This is a genomic window from Phormidium sp. CCY1219, from assembly GCF_035615515.1.
In the GTDB taxonomy this organism is placed as follows: Bacteria; Cyanobacteriota; Cyanobacteriia; order Cyanobacteriales; family Laspinemataceae; genus CCY1219.
The window spans coordinates 14,325-36,667 of the sequence record NZ_JAJENT010000407.1 but is presented as its reverse complement, the minus strand read 5'-3'; the positions used below and the strand labels follow the sequence as shown (position 1 = coordinate 36,667).

Here is a 22,343-nt window from a genome sequence, read left to right as displayed (position 1 = left end):
AATTGTCTACTGTGATTTCGCTTCTCTTCAGCGCTGAAAGTCATGGAAGGCAATGCTGTCAAAAAGACAGTCACTACCCGGTGAAGCTGCCATCCCTACATCTTCTCCGTTGGTACACTTGCTGGAAGCATTGCTCTGGCAGAAAATGGCGGTGATGCTGGCGGGGGTAGTCCCCTGGGGCAACTCTCCCAAACCACTGGGATGTGCTATTACTTCCATTGCGCTGGCAAATGGAGCTGGTTTTTTTGTGACGATTCCACTTTAGCCTAAACCAAGTGGTTATTTTTCTCTCGTCAGTTAGAAATCACTGGAGGCTCTCTCTACCTATCGGAAGGTGCGATCGCATTTCCCGTTACCGATTTTCACCCTCATGTCTCGCGCCATACATCGGCGGTAAGCACGTGACAGTGCCTTGTTCCGCCGTTAGGGCGGATGGTTCATTTTTGGGAAAACGATACTGCCGACTATTTTGCGCGCTCTTTGGATTGGTTTTTTGACAAGCCACATTGACTACCACTTTTCCCATAAAAAAGCGTTCGCATGACTGCGATCGCCCTGCCAAAAAAAATTGAAAAAAGGGACAGAAAATCTGCCCCCAAGTACCCTTTTTATCCCACAGGGAAAAAAGCTATTTTCAATATAAAAACGGCATCCACATCGTGGGGTAGTGTTATCTAATCTACTGGAGTAGGGAAAAGCATCCTGGACATGGGTATCTTGTTCCAGACAGGCAATCCTCGGGCTGCTGCTGAAGCGTCCACCAAGGGCGATCGCAGCCACTTGTCAAATTTAACCCAATCGTCATAAAATAGGTTTTAAATCAGCGTTCATCTTCCACCTTTACCCCTCCCTCTACATGACCCACAACCCAGAACAACCCATCACTTACGAAGGCGGCTGTCATTGTGGCGCGGTGCGATTTCGCGTGACGGTGGACAAGCACGAAGCTGTGGATTGTAATTGCTCGATTTGCAGCAAAAAAGGATTTCTACATCTAATCGTGCCCGAACATCAATTTACCCTATTGCAGGGAGAAGAGATGCTGCAACTGTACACCTTCAATACCGAAATTGCCAAGCATCTGTTTTGCAAACGCTGTGGGATTCATTCCTTTTACCGACCGCGATCGCATCCCGACTGCTTCGACATCAACCTGCGCTGTCTCGATGGCGATATCTTGTCTCGATTTCGGGTTATTCCTTTTGATGGACAACATTGGGAGGACAACGTGCAAAAAATTCGCTAAGAGTGGCGAATCACCCGCCATAAATTTTCCCTAGGAGTTGCCCTTTCTTCTCTCACCCATACACTTTGTTACTTCAATTTCAAAACCTTGTGCAACAGTCGGAGTAATCTTTCGGCGGTGTAAGGTTTGGGTAAAAACGCTTGTACGTTTACCCCACTAGCTTTGGCAATTTTGCGGCTGGCGGTCAATCCGCTAGTAGTAATAATCTTCAGTTTCGGATTAATTTTTCGCAGAGCGCGAATTGTGGCCACCCCATCCATATAGGGCATTCTCATATCCGTCAAAACCACTTGCACCTCCTGGATATTTTGCGCGTAAAGTGCCACTGCTTCCGTGCCATCCTGCGCCCCCAAAACGCGGTAGCCGAAGCTTTCCAGGGTTTCCTGAGTAATCTCGCGGATAGACACTTCATCATCGACCACGAGAATTAATTCGCCATTTCCAGTGGGCAATTTAGGGAGTTTCGTGGCTTTTTTCTTCGGTTCGGGTTTCACGATCGCCGGGAAATAGATTTTAAAGCAAGTTCCCTCTCCCACCTCGCTATACACATTCACAAAACCGCCGTAGCTTTTCACGATCGCAATCGCCGTAGAAAGACCCAACCCGGTTCCTTTTCCCACTTCTTTTGTAGTAAAAAACGGGTCGAAAATTTTATTGAGAATCCCTTCCGGAATACCAGTGCCGGTATCCGACACCGTAATCATCACATAAGACCCCACTTTCGCATCGATATTCATGCGAACGTAATTTTCATCGAGTACCACATTTTCTGCGGAAATTTTTAACAACCCGCCATTGGGCATGGCATCGCGGGCGTTGACGCACAGATTGAGCAACACCTGTTCGAGTTGAGTGGCATCCCCAGAAATCGTCCACAGATTCTTATGAAATTCGGTAACAATCTCGATTGATTTGGGAAACGTTTCCTGAATCATTTTTTTGATTTCTTTAATCAGATATCGCGGTTGAAGTTGGACGTGCTTGCCTTCGAGTCCCCGTCCAAACGCCAGCACTTGTTTGACGATATCTGCGCCGCGCCTGACGCTGGTTTCTACCATGTCTAAAATCCGCTTGCCCGAGTCGTCGGATAACTTTTGTTCCAGGATTGGCAAGGCTAACAACACGGGGGTGAGAACATTATTTAGATCGTGAGCGATGCCACTGGCGAGAGTGCCGATACTTTCCAGGCGTTGCGATCGCAGAAATTGTGCTTCTAATTTTTTCTTCTCGGTAATATCTGTATTCACCACAAAAATCGATCGCGGATGACCTTTCTCATCGCGAATTAACTTCCAGCGACTTTCTACCGTCACTTCATGGCCCGACTTCGCGATTTGTTGTAACTCGCCGCACCATTCCCCTTGCGTGGCTAGCATCTGCCTTGCACCATCCATCTGTGGCGCAGTTTTGCCAAACAGCAGTTCTTCGGCTAAGCGCTCGATAGCTTCTTCTGCACTCCAGCCATACAAGCGTTCCGCACTTTTGTTCCAAAAGCAAATCCGCCCCTCCAAGTCTTGCACGATTATCGCATCTTGTGCGATATCGAGCAAAGCAGCTTGTTGGCGAATTTGCTCTTGTGCTTTCTCTCGCGATCGCCGCATTTCTGCCTCCGCCAATTCCCGCCCGATCGCCGGGGCCAGTCGCGTCAGGTTATCTTTCATCAAATAATCTTGGGCACCTGCTTTCATCGCCCCCACTGCCAAATCTTCCCCGATCGCCCCCGACACGATAATAAACGGTACATCCGGTTCGCGCCGTTTCATCACCTCCAGCGCCTTAATTCCGCTAAAACTCGGTAAGGAATAATCTGCAATCACCACATCCCACCCCTGTCTGTCGAGAGCGGCTTTCATCGCTTTTTCGGTCTCCACCCTTTCATACTGCGGGTTATAGCCCCCATGCCGCAAGGCACGCAGTAGCAACAGGGTGTCATCTTCTGAATCCTCGACAATTAATACGCGAAGTGGTATATTCACTTGTGTTCTCCTTGTCCGACGCGGAGATGGGTTTCACAGAGCCAGTTGTATTGTCCTACCCACCGGGTTGGCCAACATTTCAGTTAAGATGACGATTGCCAGTGGGTTTCAGTCTGCCTAGCTAGGCTCCTCGCTAGTTTTTCCCCTTCCTCCTTGTCTGGCGCGCAGCACCACAGGAACAACTCCCATCGGTGACGCTTCACCTTCAAGGCGGAGGGAACGGTTTCTTATTGAGTGTCAATCACAGTAAAGATAGGGAAAACTCTATCGATCCTCTCGATTCGGGCCATCTCTAATATAAAGATTTCGTGAAAGTCTTATCCAGAGAATGTTTCATAAATTAATCATTGAAACCGTTGAGTTTGATATTTCTAGAATACATGAAATGGACAACCCGTGTCAGTGACTTAGATTACATTTTGCCCTTCTCTCGCCACACACTCGTCCCCCGGGGAATAGCGCGGCGATCGCCCGCGCCAACCCAAGCGGGAGAAGGAGTTGAGAGGCTTGCGGGTCAAGGACTTGTCCTGAGAAGCGATAAAAACCTGAAGACGAAGGAGAGATGCGAAAAGTTCCCTCCCTCCAGGTGTGCCTCCTTCCATCGCCCAAACCCCTGAGCGTTAGTCCCCCCCTGGCATACCCAGTAATTGCCAGTTGGACTCCACCTGACCGATAAATAGGCGGTAATCTAATGGGGAATACACATAACGATTATAAACGTAACCTTGCCTGTCATCCGACAAGAGTATAGGCGTCCAGCCAGCGATCGGATTGAGATTTGACTCGGACTCGCGGGCGGGATCGCGCTTCACCACTTGATTGGAAAGGGAAGCGATCGCCGCCCCGGACAAGTTGGGCTGCGATCGCACGTTAACATTTTCCCCCACAATCACCACCGAATTAACTTCCCAAGAAAGACCCGATTCCGCATCAGATGGGGGCATTTGACGCTTGAGAGCTTGCGTCACATTCGGACAGACCCAAATTGCCGTTGCGGGGTCTGTATTGTAAGGGGGCGGATTTTCGGCGATCGCGCAACCCGTAGCGATCGCTTTTTCCAACAAAGACCAAATTCGCGCCTCCGGATCCTCCACCTGTAGTGCCTCGGGCGATCGGGGCACAGAAAACCCAATTCTCAGTCCCTCGTCTGGCAAAACCGAAGCCACAAATCCCGCATTCCGTTCCTCAACTGCCTGCCGCAATTGTTCCCGAAACTCGTAAAACTCGCTTCCCGGTTCTGCTTCATCTTCTAGATCCAGTTCTCTATTGAGATCCGTGAGAGTAATCTCCCGGGGAATCGTAGCTTTCCCGGGCAATCTTTGCACTTTATTTTGGGAAACACTGCGGATCGTCGCCGCCACAGACGCACCGATCGCCAATCCAATCGCCACCGCGCCGAGAATCAGCCAGGGTAGTCTTTGCTTCATCATTTTATTCCCCCTATCTTGAATCGTTGTCGATCGTCATATTTTATCCTACCAATTTACCTTCACCTTCTTTTCATTTGGCTTTCTTTTATAACCGCTAATTTACCTCGGTGGATTTCCCATCATTTAGGGTAGACAAACCCTGCAAATATAACGAGTTTCAGTTAACCTTTTCCTTGTTGGCAAATTGGATATTTTTTAGCTAAAAACTCGCCAATTTTTCCCAGTTAAATAGAGAGAATAGACTCAGAGGGTGGTAGACAGGGAATAGAAGCGAGCGATAACAGCTTGCGACCCCAGACAAGGGGAAAGAAAAGCATCGGTTTTGAGAGAAAAGGGATACAACCGGCCAAAGCGGGTTGCATTTCAACTCCGGGTTTGATGTATAGTCAGGGGAGTGACGAGGGCGAATTTGTAGGCAGATGCATGAGGCTGTGCGAAAGCAGCAAAGGGTTGAGAAACAGGCAGAGGGTAAGTCCCGAGTCAAAGTGCGATCGCCCGGGTGGGACGCCGAGCGAAATTTAACCCGAGATGCGACTCTATCCGCAGGTAGATTGACTTTGACAATTGAGTATGATAGAGAAAACCCATGCCGAGATTCACAAACCCATAACCCGCTTTAGCATAAAACCACCCACTTTGGAAAGACGCAAGTCATCAAACATTAAAAAACCGAGACAATCAGCCGAGAATTAATCCCTAGCCGTGGTATCTTGCCAAAATAAAGATGCCCGAGCCAAAGCCAGTGGATTCATTCCCGGCCAGCGGGTCGGTGAATCAACCCCAAAACCGATCCCATAACCGAAGTCAATTTCGACCTCAATCGGGGAAAAGTATTAAGAGAACTTAACGTCCCGGTCGATCGGCTCGAAAATAAGCTATAGAAAAAAGCAGAAGGCAAAAATTTTATTTGTCACTGTCTACTATCGAGCGTACAATCCCAAAATTGACTGTAGCCTATGCAACCAATTCGCACCTTTAACGTCTCTCCGTCCTTACCTTCCCAACTCGAACCCTTACGCAAACTTGCCTATAACCTTCATTGGGATTGGAACCTAGAGACCAAAGACCTATTTCGGCGACTCGATCGCGACTTGTGGGAATCCAGTCGCCACAATCCAGTATTGATGTTGGGAACCATTTCCCAAGAAAGGCTCCAAGAAGTAGCCGAAGACGAAGGATTTCTCGCCCAAATCGATCGTGCGGCGCGCGAACTCGAAGACTACCTAAACGAACGAACCTGGTACCGCAAACATCGGGAAAAGAACGCCCAGAAAGACTGCTACGCCTACTTTTCCGCAGAATTTGGCTTAACCGATTGTTTGCCGATTTACTCCGGAGGTTTGGGAGTCCTCGCCGGGGATCACCTAAAATCCGCCAGCGATCGCGGCTTGCCCCTTGTCGGGGTCGGCTTACTTTACCAAGAAGGCTACTTCAGCCAATATCTCAACGCCGATGGATGGCAACAGGAGCGTTATCCGATTAACGACTTCTACAACATGCCCCTGCATCTAGAGCGCGACGAAAACGGCAACGAACTGCGAATCGCCGTAGACTATCCCGGTCGTCAAGTGTACGCTCGCGTCTGGCGCGTCCAGGTGGGCACCATCCCCCTGTACATGCTCGACACCAACATCGAACCCAACAATCCCTACGACCACGATATCACCGACAAACTCTATGGCGGCGACATCGACATGCGGATTCACCAAGAAATCATGCTCGGGGTTGGCGGGATGCGGATGCTCAAAGCCCTCGGCTACGAACCCACCGCTTACCACATGAACGAAGGGCACTCCGCCTTCCTCGCCCTAGAACGCATGCGGGAATTAATTCAAGACCGGGGTCTGAGCTTCCTAGAAGCCAAAGAAGTGGTCGCCGCCAGCAACGTTTTCACCACCCACACCCCGGTTGCCGCCGGCTTCGACTTATTCCCCTACGACAAGGTGATGTACTATCTCGGGCACTATGCCGAAATTTTCGGCTTGAGTCGAGAAGAATTTCTCGCCCTGGGTCGGGAAAACACCGGGGATCTCGAATCCCCCTTTAGCATGGCCACCCTAGCCATCAAAATGGCCAGTTTCGTCAATGGCGTCGCCAAGCTGCATGGGGAAGTCTCCCGGGTCCTGTTCAAAAACCTCTGGCCCGCCTTACCCCCCTCGGAAGTGCCGATTACCTCGATTACCAACGGCGTCCACGCTCGCAGTTGCGTGGCAAAATTTACCCAAGAACTCTACGATCGCTATCTCGGCCCGAAATGGTCCACCAGTCCCGAGGACAATCCCTTGTGGGAGCGGGTTTATGCGATTCCCGATCACGAACTCTGGCGCAATCAGGAAATTTGCCGTTCCGAATTAGTGGTTTTCGTGCGAGAACGCCTGCAAAAATACCTGCGCGAACGGGCCGCCTCTTTGAGCGAACTCGCCGCTGCTCAGGAAGTCCTCGATCCCACCGTGCTGACCATCGGCTTTGCCCGTCGCTTTGCAACCTACAAACGGGCAACCTTGTTCCTGCGCGACATCGAACGCATCAAGCGGATTTTACAGGGTCTCGATAACAGTCGCATTCCCGGTGCTAAATTGGGGGGCACTAAACCGATGGTGCAGTTTGTCATCGCCGGCAAAGCCCACCCCCACGACATTCCCGGAAAAGAAATGATCCGTCACATCACCCATTTCATTCGCGAACAAGGGTGCGAAAAACATGTGGTGTTCATTCCCGACTACGATATTAATGTGGCGCGGATGATGGTCTCCGGTTGCGATGTGTGGCTGAATACTCCCCGTCGTCCCCGGGAAGCCTCCGGTACCAGTGGCATGAAAGCGGCAATGAACGGATTGCTGAATTTGAGCATTCTCGATGGATGGTGGGATGAAGCGGATTACGTTCGCACCGGTTGGCCCATCGGGCATGGCGAATTCTACGACGACCCGAACTATCAAGATGATGTGGAAGCCAATGCCTTGTACGATTTGCTGGAAAAAGAAGTGATCCCGCTGTTCTACGATCGCGACGAGGAAGGGATTCCGCACAAGTGGGTGGCGAAAACAAAAGACGCGATCCGCCTAAATTGTCCCCGCTTTAATACGGCGCGGATGGTCAGCGAATATGCCACGCGCGCCTATTTCCCGGCGAGCGATCGCTTCTATGCCATGCATGCCGATAACTACAAACCGGCCAAGGAATTAGCCCACTGGAAAGAATACTTGTACGAACATTGGTACGATATCAAGATTCTCGATGTGGATATCTCTAAGGCAGATGATGTCAAGGTGAATGAAAATATTGCGGTAAAAGCTCGCATTCACCTCGCCGGCTTGCAACCCTCAGATCTCGAAGTCCAACTCTATCAAGGACCGATGGATGCCGATGGCAATATTATCAATGGCGTCCCGGTGGTGATGGATCTCCAAGGGATGGATGCCAATAACGACAGCATCTACACCGCCAACATCACCTATACTTCTTCCGGTTTGCAAGGTCTGTCTCTGCGGGTATTGCCAAAACACCCCTATCTGAGCAGTCCTTTCCAACCGGGTCTCCAGATCCTCTGGGCGAATGAATAGAAACCGCTTGGGCAATGGTGGGGAATCTAGTGGGACTCGGTTGGGTTCCCACTGTCATCCTTAACCGTTACCATTCTGCCCTGTCTCCATCTGCGCGATGGGAATGACGATATAACCGATGGAGCGATCGCCCAATACTTGGTTGCGATCGCTCCCCCAATACCACCAGTACGCCCCAATATAGGCACACAGCAGCGCATCTAACTGGTCTTCTACCGCTTTTAACTCTTTCCCCGAATACCCCTTCACTTTGCCGTTAAATACCTCTGACGAGTCACCGCAAATCCAAAACCCTTCACTTAAACCCAAACTCGGTGACAACCCGGGCAATATCTCTACCATATATTGCCGCAGTTTCATCAACTCTAAGCGCCGCTGGGCTAACTTTCCTTTTTTATATTTTAAAATTCGCTCTAACTTGAATAAGTTAATCGTCGCCGGGTGAGGAAATACTTCGATTTGATAGCGATCGCGCTTTTTCGGCACCATTTCTGCCCCATGGGCAAACCCCCTCGCCTCTAAACTCTTCCCTAACCCTACCGTCCTCTGGGCAAATTTACTCTGCAAAGATGCCGGATAACACCCCGCATGATATCGCCCAAAGTATTTATGGGTTAGCTTATCCGCTACTCTCATTCCCGTGGCATTCGGAATAATCGTCGGCGCATCTACCGCCACCATCCCCGCTTCCCCTTCGGGCACCATTCTATCCACCCATTTTAATATCTCCTCCATCTCCGTTTCTCTACCTAAATCTAAGAGTCTCAATCCCTCCCTTTCCCATTCCAAACAACACAACCCACTCGCCCCCGAACTCCACCCCAAATCAATGCCGATAAATTTCATTTGTTGGTCATTGGTCATTGGTCAATAGTCATTGGTCATTGGTCATTGGTCATTGGTCAATAGTCATTGGTCATTGGTCATTGGTCATTGGTCAATGACAACCCCCATTATCGGGCTAATTTGAGGAGACTGGCGAGTTGTTCGGGTTGATGGGAACCGATTAAAATGCGATCGCCATTGGTCAGTTCTAAAAGCACGCCGCGATCGCCGCTAACATTGAAAGCTTTTGCATTGGAACCATAGCGAATGCCCCAACCGCCGTAATCGCGCAGGGGGTGATAGGTGGTCACTTCACAGTTGACCACAGTTTCAAAGGGAATTTTTATCCGATGAAACAACAGGGGATAAAAGCTCAAATACAAGCCATCGCTCCGCACTTCGGTGACTAATTTTGTCGTATAGAACAGAATCGGAAAAAAGATGCCAAAAATCAGGCCAAATCCGATTAAAATGATATTAACAACCACATTTTCTGACCAAGAGTCTTTTAAAAAAAAGGGCATCAGCGCTGCATAGAGGGCACTGAGGGAACTACAGGCAAGCACCCCCCAAATCCAAAGCTGACGAAATTGCTGCACCTCGCGAAATAAAAGCGTGGTGTCAATGACATCGTGCATGTCAACTTCTGCCGTATTCGGCACCCGCGAGAGTTTTTCCACAACCACCTCCAGTATGCTCCCCTGGGGAGACATTGGGTTAAGGGGGGGGTCTACTGGGGAGGGGCGATCGCATCGCTCCTGGGTCAGCGCCAGGAAATGCCCGCCAATTCAGACCCCCTACCTGATACACTAAAGTATTCCCACCCGGGTAATTTATTCCGACAGCCCCGGAAAAAAAAAGGGGGTGACCGGGTGCAGGGGTGACGGGGTACAGGGGTGCTGACATGCAGGGGCGACGGGCGGTTCGGGTGTAGGCGAACCGGAATAATCATCCCAGAATAATTAACAACCGTCCCCAGATTTGTTAAGATAATTTGAAATTTTGTCAAAAAAATTCAACAATATTCATAAAGGAAGGACTACCTCAAACCGCGCCTTCCATTGTTTTAGCAGGGGGATTAGTAGAGCAAGCGATGAGCAAGCAGCGAATTTTATCCGGCGTTCAACCCACGGGGAATCTGCACTTGGGAAACTATCTGGGTGCGATTCGCAACTGGGTAGAAGCGCAGAGTCAGTATGAAAATTTCTTCTGTGTGGTAGACTTACATGCGATTACCGTCCCGCATAACCCAGCAACTCTGGCGCAAGACACCTACACCATTGCGGCCCTTTATTTAGCCTGTGGAATCGACCTGCAACATGCGACGATTTTCGTGCAGTCCCACATTTCGGCGCATTCGGAACTCACCTGGTTGCTCAACTGCATCACGCCGCTCAACTGGCTTGAAGACATGATCCAGTTTAAAGAAAAAGCGGTGCGCCAAGGGGAAAACGTCAACGTGGGGTTGCTCGATTATCCGGTGTTGATGGCGGCGGATATTTTACTTTACGATGCCGATAAGGTGCCGGTGGGCGAGGACCAAAAGCAGCATTTAGAATTAACCCGCGATATTGCGGTTCGGATCAATCACCAATTTGGCAAAGAAGAGAATCCGGTGCTGAAATTGCCCGAACCCATGATTCGCAAAGAAGGAGCGCGGGTGATGAGTTTGAGCGATGGCACCAAGAAAATGTCCAAATCGGATCCATCAGAACTGAGTCGGATTAATTTGCTCGATCCGCCAGATACGATCGCCAAAAAAATCAAGCGATCGAAAACCGATCCGATTCGCGGATTGACCTTTGACGATCCAGAACGACCCGAGTGCCATAATTTACTAACCCTTTACATGTTGCTCTCGGGTAAAACCAAACAAGAGGTGGCCAATGAATGTGAAAATATGGGTTGGGGTCAATTTAAACCCTTACTGACTGAAACCACCATCGAAGCCCTCAAACCGATTCAGGAAAAATACAAATCGGTAATGGAGGATAGAGCTTATTTAGAATCGGTTTTGCGATCGGGCAGAGAAAAGGCAGAAGAAATTGCCAATCAAACCTTGCATCGGGTGAAAACTGCCCTGGGTTATTCCATGCCCGTTTAACCGACGACCGGAAAAAGCAAACCCGGGACAATGGAAAACCCAGGGCGATCGCCGAACGATTCAGTCAGTGAATTAAGGAAAATTTTCGCTTAATTTTTGCGAAACCGTTCGTAGTTTATCGTCTTTCCCTTTCCCAGTCCCCAGTAAAGCGTTAACAACAAATCGGATTTTATGATTGCACAACAGCCCCAGACATACTCTCGCTTCCGAAGTGCTGCCAAAGCGGGTGAATTTTTGATTACCGCCGAGGTGATGCCTCCCAAGGGAAGCGATCCGACCCACATGATAAAGATGGCCGAGGGTCTAAAAAATCGCGTTCATGCGGTGAACGTCACCGATGGATCCCGGGCGGTGGTGCGGATGTCTTCCCTCGCCGCGTCCACGATATTGCTGCAACGCGGCATCGAACCGATTTGCCAAGTGGCTTGTCGCGATCGCAACGGCATCGGTCTGCAAGCGGACTTGATGGGCGCACATGCCCTGGGAATTCAGAATATCCTCGCCTTAACCGGCGACCCGGTGAAAGCCGGCGATCACCCTCATTGCAAATCCGTTTTTGAATTAGAATCGGTTCGTTTGCTCAAGCTGATTGACAAGCTCAATCGGGGGATTGATGCCAACGATAAACCCCTACCCGATCGCGCCACGAATTTGTTTGTAGGCGCTGCTGTGGATCCCCAGCTTAAGAGTTGGTCCGGCTTACAGCGTCGGTTTGAGAAAAAACTCGAAGCAGGCGCTCAATTTTTCCAAAGTCAGCTTATTTGCGATTTTGATAAACTCGACAAGTTTATGAGTCAAGTGGCTGTAGGGTGTAATAAGCCAGTTTTAGCGGGGATTTTTCTGCTCAAATCTGCAAAAAATGCTCAATTTATCAATCGCTGCGTGCCGGGAGTGGATATTCCGGAGTATATTATCGAGCGTTTGGCCAAGGCAAAAGATCCCTTGCGCGAAGGGGTGGCGATCGCCGCAGAACAGGTAAAAATGGCGCGATCGCTCTGTGATGGCGTCCACATGATGGCAGTTCGTCGGGAAGACCTGATTCCGGAAATCTTGGATTTGGCCGATGTTGCCCCAGTCAATTCTGCACCTGCCCTATCGGTGTAATTTGCGATCGCCTCCATCACCCCCGCCGATATGGGGGTGAGACCCCTAGGGGGGAAGGTTCATCTTGTCAAATTTCGCCAGATGATGTATCTCTAATAAAAGTGGATGGATGCAAGGGGAAAACCTCTGTCACCCTTCATCCCTGCCATCAGGGTGTATTTTCTACTCACAGAACGGTCAAAATTTGACATTAGCACGAGTAGATGCAAGAAAAAAGATCCTCCAGCCGAAGGCTGGAGGCTCTTTTTTTGAAGGGTTAGAGCGGGCGGGAGAACCCAGAAATGAAAAACCCCCCTAGGGCTGGGGGGGCGGTGCAACACTCAGGGTGTCGAACAAATTCAGGGTGATCGTTACTTTCATTATCAGTGGCGCGATCGCTTCTCGGCATCAGCCAAATGGCTTAATTTTCCCTAAGCCATTTGTCGCAGGGTGTTCCGGCAGTGCAGTGACATCCGAACGCCGCGAGGCAGTGGCGTCACAGATAACAACCGGGCGCGATCGTCTCACCGATGCGATCGGTGAAGATTTCCCGAAGCGGCAAATTGTTTTTCCAGGTTATAAATACATCTAACTTGCAGGTTGTACCTGAGACGGAATTGGGGGCAGATTCGCGAAGCTCGATTTCCCGTCATGGGAGAATCCGCCTGAGCGTTTGAGCGGTTATCGCTTTTTTCTTTCCATCCAGGATTATTTCAGCGCTAACTTATACCCGGCTCATCGGTAAGCGGACTTTGTGCTTTCTCAAAATCCGAATCAGTTGCGTCCCACTCAGGTGAATCCCGGTTTCTTGCGTCATATGTTCGGCTAATCGCTGACTGGTCCACAGGTCAAAGTCATATCCCAGTTGCCTCGGCGGTTGTTTGACCACTTCGAGCAATAATTTAATATAGGCATCTGAGGCTTTGCGATAGTTCCCCCGTTCTCTTCGATCTTTGAGGCTGTCTAGATTGTCGGGGTCGCCATGTACGCACCAATAGGCAACGGTTCTGTAGGAACATCCGAGAAAATCGGCGATTTCTTCGTAGGTCTTGCCGTCGTTCTGTAATAACAAAATTAAGGCATGTTCGCGAAATCGCGGGCACTCGCTCTGTCGAATGGCTTTTTGCAGCCGTTTTTTTTGAGTAGGGGTCAGAAAATTTTTGGCAGGCATGAGCAGGGGGATGAGAACTATATCTTTTTCATATTATGATATTTAGATGTAAACTGACTGGGCGGTTAGCGCCACTATCGCTCCTTGCCCAGGGGTTGTTGACGCTCTGGCAAGGGATAAGCCAGCGATCGCCTCCCCAAAAGTCCCAGAGGCGATAAATCTGCCTCTCTACAGGAGATAGGGTGGGCACCGCCCACCCTACCCCTACTGATTTACAATGCCGATGGATTCGAGACTGCTCACTGCTGCGGTTGGCGATCGGGGGGCAAGTTTTCCACCACCAATCCCACTGCACCTTCGATTTGAGCGTTTGCCAGATTCGCACCCTTGAGAAACGCACCATCTAACTGGGCATTCAATAAATTTGCATTGGATAAATCCGCATTTTCCAGAGAAGCACCTCTGAGATCGGCATTCCTTAAATCTGCACTACTGAGATCGGCACTGCTGAGATCCGCATTGTTGAGCTTTGCACCTTTTAAATTCGCCGCTCTCAAATCCGCTCCTCTGATACGAGCTTTCACCAAGGAGGCGGCGTTGAGATCCGCATAAAACAGATTAGACAGGGTTAGATCCACTCGATCGAGATTGGATCCTCTGAGGTTGGCACCCCCTAAAACTTGCTCCCTCAGATTCGCACCCACTAAATTGCACCCCTGACATTGTTTCGTTTCCAGCAACCGTCTAACGTGTCCTTGATTTGCCCAACAACCAGAACAGAAGGTGAGCAGCAGTGCCGAGATCGCGAGGATTTTTACGTTCACATTCGTTTTCCTTTTCGTGCCAGCAAGTCACCGGATTTCTCCGCTCCGGCTTCCAATACATACAGATGCACGTTTGTCAAAGGGGGTGTAACCCCTTATTGCTAAAATAGCAAAAGTTGAGAAAAATCGATCGAGCGGGAACCAGAAGCAGGCTTCTGGTTCGCGATCGCTTCTTTTCTCAAAAAAAGAATTGACAATATGTCATACACCATCGGCGATCGCGACTCAGCATAAACTCATGGGAAAATAGACCCTCGTCTCGAAAGCCTCCCATTGATTCTTTTCTATCGAGAAAGTATAATTTCCCCCTAGTCCCTCCGAGAGTCCCAGTGCCACGGTTGCGCGCCGCAAACGTTAACCTGCGATCGCCAAGGGCGGCATTTTCCCCCACCAGTTTGCCAATCGCTTCTGCAATTTTATCCCCTCACCCCCCAAACCATTCCCCCAGATTAGCTTTCGCCAACCAAGACCGCGATCGCCGCTTCTGGCGCTTTCCCCACTCTGGGTATCTCTCACATCCCGCAACCTGGGAATAAAGGCATCCTGTCAATTCAGCAACAAAATGGCAAAATAGAAAACATCACAGACTTTCCCGACACCGAATCGGTAAGGGATGCCCACTGTCCATGATTTGCCAAGTGGGTGGATTGGCTAACCCCCAGAAATTCTCGGGCTTCAAATCAACATTACCGATGAGTGGGCGAATATCAATCCCCCGTCAATTCTCGATGACCAAATTCATTAAAGGAGAACAAGAATGACCCAAGCAACCCAACTGCCAATTCCCGAACACTTCGATGCCAAAAAGGTGGGAGAAGTTTGGCGCGTACCCTATTTAGAGCGTGCTGCAGGGGCGAAAAAGTGGGCAAAACAGCACGATATTGCCCCCGCAGCTACGGACAAAACCCGCATTTGCTTATTGGCAATTGACGTGCAGAATACCTTCTGCATTCCGGATTTTGAATTATTTGTCGCGGGACGCAGTGGCACCGGTGCAGTGGATGATAACCTGCGGTTGTGCGAGTTTATTTATCGGAATTTAGGGAGGATTACCGCGATCGCGCCTACGATGGATACCCACACCGCCATGCAAATCTTTCATCCGTTTTTTTGGATCGATAAGGAAGGAAACAATCCGCCGCCCCTGACGCAAATTTCTATCGAAGATGTGGAACAAGGTAAGTGGAAAGTCAATCCAGCGGTGGCGCACAGCATTGCGGGCGGGAACGAGGTCTGGCTGCAAAAATACGCCCACCACTACGTTAAAACTTTGAATCTCGATAGTAAGTATCCGCTCACGGTGTGGCCCTATCATGCAATTCTCGGGGGTATTAGTCACGCCCTGGTTTCTGCACTGGAAGAGGCGATGTTTTTCCACAACCACGTTCGTCACAGTCAAACCCAGTTTGAAGTCAAAGGCGGTAATCCCCTGACGGAAAATTATTCGGTGTTGCGTCCGGAAGTGTTGGAAGACCATGAAGGTCGGGCGATCGCGCAAAAAAATACCCCCTTAATTGACCAGTTGTTGGCGTTTGATGCGGTGATTATTGCCGGTCAAGCGAAGAGTCACTGCGTCGCTTGGACAATCGAGGATTTGCTGACGGATATTCAGGAACGAGACCCAAGTTTAGCCCGGAAAATCTATTTGTTGTCCGATTGTACCTCTCCCGTGGTGGTTCCCGATGTGGTAGACTTCACCGAGGCAGCGGATGCGGCGTTTCAGCGTTTTGCTGATGCGGGAATGAATATCGTGCAATCCACCGAGGCGATCGCCGCTTGGCCGGGAATTTCTTTGTAGCCTCACTATTTGGCACAAGTTCCTTGTAGCGACGCGATTTATCGCGTCGCTACAAGGGTTTATGTATAAATTCTCTCGCGCACTGAATGATAGCTCGCACATTGTCGCTACTGCATATAGAGCGCTATACATAATGCAATCTCCCAATTGCCCTCGGCTTGCTTGCCCAGGCGCGGGTGAAAGGGGATGGAGCCTTTGCCATCCCACAAATATCTCTAGTTGTCAATTTAGGATTGAGAAAAAATAACCCCGAGCGGGTGGGGAGCGATCGCGGGGGAGAAAGCAATTGCCACAGATGGGGGACCAGGAGTGCCCCGGATGGAACCGGAGAAAAGCAGAAAGGGTCTAGCAGAATTGGCATGCAGACGAGCGAGAAATCGGGTATATTAACCTAATATCCTGTTTTCGCTGGTCTCAGGCGTTCACACAGGGGAGGCGGCGGCCAATAATAGCGGCGGCGGCCAAAAAATCTACCGCTCGGCCAAAATTAGCTGGTAAATGAGGGATTGAGTTTTATGATGTCTGCGGGTTGTGCTTTGCGACGGATGTTTTCTGCTTTAGCGGTTACGGGGTTGCTCCTGACGGGGATGCCCCAACCAAGCGAGGCGCTACAGTGTTCCGGGTTAACGATTTTTGGAGGACCCGGGCGCGACAATGAGCTGAAATACTGTTTGGACAATGGGCGAGAAAATAGAAGAGATACCTATTGGTTGAAAATCCCCAAAGATAAAGTGGATGTAGCGATTCTCGAACTGAAAATCGAGTATCCGGAGAACTATCGAGGGGAATTTGATGAAGAGCAGATCGAAGTGAAAGTCAACGACGAGACGATCGCCGTGCAAGAAGTCTTCTGGGATCGAGAAAATCGCTTCATATCGATTTATCCCGTCGAACCGATTGCGGCGGATAACGAGATTGAAATCGTCTTAGACGACGTAGAGAATCCTCGGCGAGGGGGAATGTTTTACTTTAACTGCAAAGTCGTCACCCGTGGAGGTCCGCCCCTACCCCTTTACCTAGGGACCTGGGTTCTCAATATCGACTAGAGGTCAGTGAGGGGTGAAACCCAGCGCCCCGGATGAGCGTGGCCCCGGGGGAGGAGTCAAAGGGGAGCAGAGGTTCCAGTTTGGATGGTTGCATCCGAACTGGAATTTTTTAACATTGAATGATACAATCAGAATTTGTGACTTTTTTTTAGACATTAGAGTAGCAAGTCAGGAGTAATTGCTATGACACAGCGCACCCTGCATGGCACCAGCCGCAAAAGAAAGAGAGTATCCGGTTTTAGGAAACGCATGAGAACGAAAAATGGCCGGAGAGTGATTAAAGCGCGCCGCAGCAAGGGACGCCATCGGTTAGCCGTCTAGTAGCGCGGCGATCGCCCGTCAGTGGCCCAAAAAGAACGAACCGCCAGCGGGAAGCCAAAGCGATCGCAGCGGGGAGTTCTGATGCAGCGATGAGACGAGAAATTGCGAGCCAAACCAGTGGGACTGGGTTGATAGAGTTGCCGAAAAAAGCACCGTGTTGCCCCAAAAAAATCGCTTAAAGCACCCGAAAGAGTTTAAAGTCGTCTACCGGACTGGAATCACCAGAAAAACCAGTCATTTAATTTTGAGAGGGAGACGGCGCGAAGAAAATTCGCAAGTAGCGAAATCGGGGGAGCGATCGCAAGCGGAGGCAGAAGGGAAGGAATTTTATCAACCCACTCGCATTGGGATCGCGATCGCTCAGAAAGTCAGCAAGAGAGCGGTAATCCGCAATCGAATCAAGCGGCGGATCCGGGCCGGATTGAGAGAGCTGCTGCCCCGAATCGAAGCCGGGTGGGACTTAGTATTTATCGTGCGTCCCGCCGCAGTGGAGTGCAATTATCGCCAACTTCTGCAAGAATTAGAGCAGTTGTTGGCAAAAGCAGAGGTTCTCAATGGCGATTCGAGAAGAGATTTATTATGAAGGCGGACCCCACATCGGGGACTTAATCGTAAATATTTTGTTAGGATTCACGGTGATTTGCATTCCCCTAACCGTGGGAGCGATCGTGCGGGCGCTGTGGTTGCGCTACCGGATCACCAATCGGCGAATTACAGTAATTGGCGGATGGATGGGGCGCGATCGCACCGACATCGTGTACTCCGAAATCAGCAAAATAACCAGCGTACCGCGAGGTTTGGGACTGTGGGGAGATATGGTCGTCACCCTAAAAAACGGGTCGCGACTAGAAATGCGAGCCTTGCCGAAATTTCGCGACCTTTATGCCTATATCGAGGACAAATTGTCATCGAGAGCCAAACAAGCCAGCGGGACAATCGGCACTCGTTAGGGGGTGACAAGCGCGTTGCCGCGCGAAGCGCCAGACCACAACATGCAAACCCAACCCGATGGTGCCCCCACAGTTGGGAGGCGGACACAACATTGGGAAAGATAGTTAGTATTTAACTACGTAAACACAACATCTCAGCACGCACAGGTTGACATAAAACGAATGGACTTTGGAGTCGGATTTCTTTCCAACAACGTTATGCTGCCGATCCTGGATTTTTTCTACGGGATCGTGCCGAGTTACGGTTTAGCGATCGTAGCGCTGACGTTAGTAATTCGCTTTGCCCTCTATCCCCTGAGTGCAGGCTCAATTCGCAGTATGCGACGAATGAAAGTCGCCCAACCCGTGATGCAAAAGCGGGTCAAAGAAGTACAAGAACGCTATAAAGACGATCCTGCCAAACAGCAGGAAGAAATGAGCAAGGTTTACAAAGAATTTGGCAATCCCCTATCCGGGTGCTTGCCCATATTGGTACAGATGCCGGTACTGTTTGCCTTATTCGCCACCTTGCGGGGATCGCCGTTTGCCGACATCAGCTACAGCATTAACCTGGACATCTTTCCGCAAGAACAGATGGAACGGATCGTCCCGCAAGCCTTTGCCACCGAACCGAAGAATATTTACATCACCGATGGAGTTCACGTTCCCTTAGTTGCCCTGCTTCCCGGCGGGAATAAACTGAGCGTCGGCGAAAAAACCAAAGTAGAATTTCAGACCGTGGAAGGCAAACCCTTATCCCAACTGATCTCCGACTATGACAATACCGAGGTAGTGCCCCAGTGGGAAGTCACCAAAGGGGAAGATCGGGTGAGGGTGAATGAAGACGGAACCCTAGAAGCCCTGCAACCCGGTCAAGTGACCATTGAAGGGAAAATTCCGGGACTGGCAGCCAATAAAGGATTTTTGTTTATTGAAGCCCTGGGACGAGTGGGTGCCGTAGATCCCGAAGGAAATATCCATTGGGATATTGTAGGCATGGTACTGTTCTTTGGCATCAGCTTGTACGTCAACCAACTGCTCTCCGGTCAAAGTGGGCCGAGTGCCAGCGATAACCCGCAGCAGTCCACCATCAACAAACTGACCCCAGTGCTATTTTCAGGGATGTTTTTGTTCTTTCCACTGCCGGCAGGGGTACTGATGTACATGGTGATTGCCAACGTGTTTCAGACCTTGCAGACCTTCATTCTCTCCCGCGAACCCTTACCGGAAAATCTCCAGAAAGTGGTAGAAGCGCAGGAAAAAGAAGCCGCAAAAAGCAGTGGGAAAGGACGGGATGCACTTCCCTTTGAACCCGGACGGAGTAAGAAAAAAGTCTAATGGGATTGCCACATGAGAATTTAATGGAGCGAGGGCAGCAGTGGGTCGAAGAACTGCTGCATTTAGCTCGCATTTCCGGATCGGTCAGCGCCGAAAAACAAACGGACTGCTATTGGTTGACCATTGAGCCGGACAACCTGAGACCCGAACAACTCGAAATCCTCATCGGACCTTCCGGTTCAGCGCTCGATGCGATTCAGTATCTAGCCAACGCCATACTCAACCTCCGCCAGCCGAGCGATTCTCAAGCGGCGTACACCATCGAATTAGATGGGTACCGGGTGCGCCGAGAAGCCCAATTGAAAGCAATGGCAGAAGAAGCGGTGCGATCGGTGCGCGAAAGCGGGGAAGAGTTTGAAATGAAATCGCTCTCCTCTGCAGAGCGCCGTCAGGTTCATACCTTCTTGAAGGAATATGAGGATTTAGAAACCTACAGTCGGGGACAAGAACCAAATCGACGTCTCGTCGTGCGTCGTCGGTGAATCCAGCCCGGGGCATCGGATGCAGGCTAGGGAACCACCGGATCCAGACAACCCGCAGCAGGGGGTAGCGCTCGAACCCGCCGATCGCAAGGCTGGGGTGCTGTGTGCTGAGTGCTTGAAACCAGGAGGCTTTAGAACTATGCTCGAGGAAATTTACATCCCTCAATTAACCAAGGCACCGGAACGAACCGAAACGATCGCCTTTCAACAGACGATCCCGGAGCTAGACACCCTGACTCCGGTTCGAGGTCGTCTGAGCGTCGCCCATCGCGGTAACTATCTGGAAGTCTCAGCCGAAGCGGAAACCATCATCACCTTGACCTGCTATCGGTGCCTGCAACAGTACAATCACCGGCTCAAAATCAAAGCGTCGGAAATTATTTGGCTTGACGAGGAAGCCGATCGCCCCGATGACGGCCCGTTGGAACGAGAAACCCCCTTGGAAGAGTTAGTGGAAAGCCTTTCCCCTTACGGCTATTTCGACCCGCAAGAATGGCTTTACCAACAGCTATGTCTGGAAATTCCGTCTCGGCAGTTGTGCGATCGCGCCTGTTCGGGGATCGAGCCAACCCCTGACAATGCCGGGGGGTCTCAACCTGCCATCGACCGCCGTTGGGCTGCACTCGAACAACTGAAAAACCAACTGTCTAGCTAGCAGATTTTGGATGGGGGAATTGAGCGGTTAAATTAATCCAAAATCATCAAAATATCGGACCACACCTAAAGCCCTATGACTTTCCGAGAAGATTTCGAACTGCTCGTGCGAGCGCGCTATCCCATCATCTACGTTTCCACCCGAGAAGAAGAGCGCCTCGAAACTGCGATCGCGCATCTTGCCAGGGATTTGGGCAACCGAGGGGTCTATATCTGGGATTTTGTCGATGGCTACCAAGGCAACCCCAATGACGCCGGGTTCGCCCGTCGCAATCCCCTACAAGCCTTGGAACTGGTGGAAAAATTACCCGCCAGCGCCCCCGCTATCTTCATCCTGCGCGACTTTCATCGCTTCCTCGAGGATATTTCCGTATCGCGCAAACTTCGCAATCTGGCGCGTACGCTCAAATCCCAACCCAAAAATCTAGTCATCATTTCCCCTCAACTGGCGATTCCAGAGGACCTCACCGAAGTGCTGAGCGTATTGGAATTTCCCTTACCCAATGGGGCAGAAATTAAAGCCGAAGTCGAACGCCTCCTCTCGGCAATCGGGCAAACCCCAGACAACAAATTCCTCGATGAAATCGTCCGCTCTTGCCAAGGACTTTCCCTGGAACGGATTCGCAAAGTCCTCGCCAAAGCGATCGCCACTCACGGACAACTCGAACCCGATGATGTGGAACTCATCCTGGAAGAAAAACGCACCATCATCCGCCAAACCCAAATCCTCGACTTCTACCCCACTCACGAAAAAATTTCCGATATCGGCGGCTTAGACAACCTCAAAGATTGGCTCCTGCGCCGAGGCGGGTCTTTCTCCGAACGCGCCCGCCAATACGGCTTGCCCCATCCGCGCGGACTGCTGTTAGTCGGCATCCAAGGCACCGGCAAATCCTTAACCGCTAAAGCCATTTCCCACCACTGGCACCTCCCCCTCCTGCGTCTCGATGTGGGACGCCTGTTTGGGGGCTTGGTGGGAGAATCGGAATCTCGCACTCGTCAGATGATTCAGGTGGCAGAAGCTTTAGCCCCCTGCGTCCTCTGGATCGACGAAATCGATAAGGCATTTTCCGGCTTCGATAGCAAAGGCGACGGAGGTACCACCAGCCGCGTCTTCGGCACCTTTATCACTTGGTTGGCAGAAAAAACCTCCCCCGTGTTTGTCGTCGCCACCGCTAACAACATCCAAGCTTTGCCCCCGGAAATGTTACGCAAAGGTCGATTTGATGAAATCTTCTTCGTCGGATTGCCCAACCAAAAAGAACGCTCGGCCATCTTTACCGTCCATCTCTCCCGATTGCGTCCTCACAATTTGAAAAACTATGATATCGATCGCCTCGCTTATGAAACCCCCGATTTCTCAGGGGCGGAAATCGAACAAGCGCTGATCGAAGCGATGCATATTGGGTTTAGTCAAAATCGCGATTTCACCACTGATGATATTTTAGAGGCAGCCAGTCAAATCGTTCCCCTGGCTCGTACCGCCCAAGAACAAATTCAGTTGTTGAAAGATTGGGCAGCCGCCGGGAAAGCTCGTCTGGCTTCGCGATACAGTACATTAAGTAGTCGGATGCAACGTCAACTGCAACAGCCTGAATCTTAAACAAGTAGCT

The 22,343-nt window shown here is 50.5% G+C and carries 22 protein-coding genes; 15 read left to right on the top strand and 7 right to left on the bottom strand.

Annotation, left to right across the window (positions count from 1 at the left end; all coding sequences use genetic code 11):
• Nucleotides 1-27: 27 nt before the first annotated feature.
• Entirely contained in the window at nt 28-219 is a 192-nt protein-coding gene (locus LKK83_RS08890) for a hypothetical protein (protein WP_324630720.1), read from the bottom strand.
• A gap of 637 nt (nt 220-856) precedes the next feature.
• On the opposite strand from LKK83_RS08890, the gene LKK83_RS08885 reads away from it, so the two are divergent.
• Entirely contained in the window at nt 857-1,246 is a 390-nt protein-coding gene (locus LKK83_RS08885; protein WP_324630719.1) for a GFA family protein, read from the top strand.
• Nucleotides 1,247-1,314: 68 nt separating this feature from the next.
• Here LKK83_RS08885 and LKK83_RS08880 read toward each other — a convergent pair whose 3' ends face one another.
• Both LKK83_RS08880 and LKK83_RS08875 read right to left on the bottom strand, forming a co-directional pair.
• Nucleotides 1,315-3,222 carry a hybrid sensor histidine kinase/response regulator gene (locus LKK83_RS08880; protein WP_324630718.1) on the bottom strand — a complete coding sequence of 636 codons (1,908 nt, stop codon included), beginning with the start codon at nt 3,220-3,222 and terminating at the stop codon, nt 1,315-1,317.
• A 620-nt stretch (nt 3,223-3,842) separates the two neighbouring features.
• A complete protein-coding gene (locus LKK83_RS08875; protein ID WP_324630717.1) occupies nt 3,843-4,652 on the bottom strand; it encodes an SH3 domain-containing protein in 810 nt (269 codons plus the stop codon).
• 956 nt (nt 4,653-5,608) lie between these two features.
• Between LKK83_RS08875 and glgP the strand changes: the two genes are divergently transcribed.
• Nucleotides 5,609-8,215: an alpha-glucan family phosphorylase gene (glgP, locus tag LKK83_RS08870; RefSeq protein WP_324630716.1), complete on the top strand. Its 2,607-nt coding sequence runs from the start codon at nt 5,609-5,611 to the stop codon at nt 8,213-8,215.
• Between the two features lie 60 nt (nt 8,216-8,275).
• Here glgP and LKK83_RS08865 read toward each other — a convergent pair whose 3' ends face one another.
• A complete protein-coding gene (locus tag LKK83_RS08865) occupies nt 8,276-9,079 on the bottom strand; it encodes a DUF429 domain-containing protein (protein ID WP_324630715.1) in 804 nt (267 codons plus the stop codon).
• 89 nt (nt 9,080-9,168) lie between these two features.
• Entirely contained in the window at nt 9,169-9,753 is a 585-nt protein-coding gene (locus tag LKK83_RS08860) for a DUF6141 family protein (protein ID WP_324630714.1), read from the bottom strand.
• Nucleotides 9,754-10,133: 380 nt separating this feature from the next.
• Here LKK83_RS08860 and trpS point away from each other — a divergent pair, with 380 nt between their 5' ends.
• From trpS to LKK83_RS08845, 3 genes are all read left to right on the top strand, one after another.
• Nucleotides 10,134-11,144, top strand: a complete 1,011-nt coding sequence (gene trpS, locus LKK83_RS08855; protein WP_324630713.1) for a tryptophan--tRNA ligase — start codon at nt 10,134-10,136, stop codon at nt 11,142-11,144.
• A 171-nt stretch (nt 11,145-11,315) separates the two neighbouring features.
• Nucleotides 11,316-12,248 (top strand): methylenetetrahydrofolate reductase, encoded by a 933-nt coding sequence (locus LKK83_RS08850; protein ID WP_324630712.1) that lies wholly within the window; start codon nt 11,316-11,318, stop codon nt 12,246-12,248.
• Between the two features lie 343 nt (nt 12,249-12,591).
• Nucleotides 12,592-12,819, top strand: coding sequence for a hypothetical protein (locus tag LKK83_RS08845; protein ID WP_324630711.1), 228 nt, complete (start codon nt 12,592-12,594; stop codon nt 12,817-12,819).
• A gap of 132 nt (nt 12,820-12,951) precedes the next feature.
• Here the strand turns inward: LKK83_RS08845 and LKK83_RS08840 are convergent, their stop codons facing one another.
• Nucleotides 12,952-13,398: an IS630 family transposase gene (locus LKK83_RS08840; protein WP_324630710.1), complete on the bottom strand. Its 447-nt coding sequence runs from the start codon at nt 13,396-13,398 to the stop codon at nt 12,952-12,954.
• A gap of 239 nt (nt 13,399-13,637) precedes the next feature.
• Nucleotides 13,638-14,162, bottom strand: a complete 525-nt coding sequence (locus tag LKK83_RS08835; RefSeq protein ID WP_324630709.1) for a pentapeptide repeat-containing protein — start codon at nt 14,160-14,162, stop codon at nt 13,638-13,640.
• A 329-nt stretch (nt 14,163-14,491) separates the two neighbouring features.
• Between LKK83_RS08835 and LKK83_RS08830 the strand changes: the two genes are divergently transcribed.
• The 10 genes from LKK83_RS08830 (at nt 14,492) to LKK83_RS08785 (ending at nt 22,333) form a co-directional block, all read left to right on the top strand.
• Nucleotides 14,492-14,698: a hypothetical protein gene (locus tag LKK83_RS08830; RefSeq protein WP_324630708.1), complete on the top strand. Its 207-nt coding sequence runs from the start codon at nt 14,492-14,494 to the stop codon at nt 14,696-14,698.
• Between the two features lie 221 nt (nt 14,699-14,919).
• A complete protein-coding gene (locus tag LKK83_RS08825) occupies nt 14,920-15,960 on the top strand; it encodes an isochorismatase (RefSeq protein ID WP_324630707.1) in 1,041 nt (346 codons plus the stop codon).
• A gap of 515 nt (nt 15,961-16,475) precedes the next feature.
• Nucleotides 16,476-17,006 (top strand): DUF2808 domain-containing protein, encoded by a 531-nt coding sequence (locus LKK83_RS08820; protein ID WP_324630706.1) that lies wholly within the window; start codon nt 16,476-16,478, stop codon nt 17,004-17,006.
• A 183-nt stretch (nt 17,007-17,189) separates the two neighbouring features.
• Nucleotides 17,190-17,327, top strand: a complete 138-nt coding sequence (gene rpmH, locus LKK83_RS08815) for a 50S ribosomal protein L34 (protein WP_324630705.1) — start codon at nt 17,190-17,192, stop codon at nt 17,325-17,327.
• Nucleotides 17,328-17,481: 154 nt separating this feature from the next.
• Entirely contained in the window at nt 17,482-17,910 is a 429-nt protein-coding gene (rnpA, locus tag LKK83_RS08810) for a ribonuclease P protein component (RefSeq protein ID WP_324630704.1), read from the top strand.
• The gene (locus LKK83_RS08805) at nt 17,882-18,277 is read left to right on the top strand and encodes a PH domain-containing protein (protein ID WP_324630703.1); all 396 of its coding nucleotides are present in this window, start codon (nt 17,882-17,884) and stop codon (nt 18,275-18,277) included. Before rnpA ends, LKK83_RS08805 begins: the two co-directional genes overlap by 29 nt.
• A gap of 162 nt (nt 18,278-18,439) precedes the next feature.
• Nucleotides 18,440-19,594 (top strand): membrane protein insertase YidC, encoded by a 1,155-nt coding sequence (gene yidC / locus LKK83_RS08800; RefSeq protein WP_324630702.1) that lies wholly within the window; start codon nt 18,440-18,442, stop codon nt 19,592-19,594.
• Complete coding sequence (locus tag LKK83_RS08795) at nt 19,594-20,076, top strand: Jag family protein (protein ID WP_324630701.1); 483 nt, start codon at nt 19,594-19,596, stop codon at nt 20,074-20,076. The genes yidC and LKK83_RS08795 overlap by 1 nt, the downstream gene beginning before the upstream one ends.
• A 139-nt stretch (nt 20,077-20,215) precedes the next feature.
• Entirely contained in the window at nt 20,216-20,731 is a 516-nt protein-coding gene (locus tag LKK83_RS08790) for a YceD family protein (RefSeq protein ID WP_324630742.1), read from the top strand.
• Between the two features lie 75 nt (nt 20,732-20,806).
• Nucleotides 20,807-22,333 (top strand): AAA family ATPase, encoded by a 1,527-nt coding sequence (locus LKK83_RS08785; RefSeq protein WP_324630700.1) that lies wholly within the window; start codon nt 20,807-20,809, stop codon nt 22,331-22,333.
• The last annotated feature ends 10 nt before the right edge of the window (nt 22,334-22,343 follow it).